This is a genomic window from Vibrio sp. 2033 (assembly GCF_033339735.1).
This window is the reverse complement of record NZ_JAWOVC010000676.1, coordinates 1-556: the sequence shown is the minus strand read 5'-3', so window position 1 is coordinate 556 and position 556 is coordinate 1. Positions and strand designations below refer to the sequence as shown.

Below are 556 nucleotides of genomic sequence, written 5' to 3'. Positions count from 1 at the left end.
TTTTAATGAGTGTATAGATATCTAAGTAAACTCAATACTTTAGCTTGATACGTTTAACATCATGAGCCAAATTAGATATAAGTGCAAATTACATCAATGACGTGCACATAGCAATGCACTGCTGCTCAGATTCGTCATTTGATGGCTTTTTAAGATCAAAAAAGGGTGCGCTCTTGAGCCACACCCTAAATCAAATTAAAGATAGAAAGAAGTGATTAACCTTCCACCACCTTCATTAACAACTGCCCATCATACAGAGCTTGTTTTATCAGCGCAGCGCCCGGCATCGTCGCTTGTTTATAAAAGCGAGATTCCACCAGCTCAAGATCTTGGTGATAAACAGGCAAGCTTTGTTCTTCAATACAACGGCGAACGGCTGGATAAAGCACCTCTTTCGCTTGGTTAATTACCCCACCAATCAAAATCTTTTCTGGGTTAAACAAGTTGATCACGATAGCAATTGCAGAACCTAAATAGCGCCCCAATTTTTCAATCACATCAACCGCGAGAGGATCGCCATTTGCCGCGGCTTCACAGATACTTTCGATACTCATCT

Annotated in this window: 1 protein-coding gene; it reads right to left on the bottom strand. The window is 40.8% G+C overall.

Annotated elements, in window-relative coordinates; translation table 11 throughout:
- Positions 1 to 215: 215 nt before the first annotated feature.
- Positions 216 to 556: ROK family protein (locus R7P74_RS28445; protein ID WP_318124040.1), on the bottom strand; the 341-nt coding region annotated here is incomplete at its 5' end.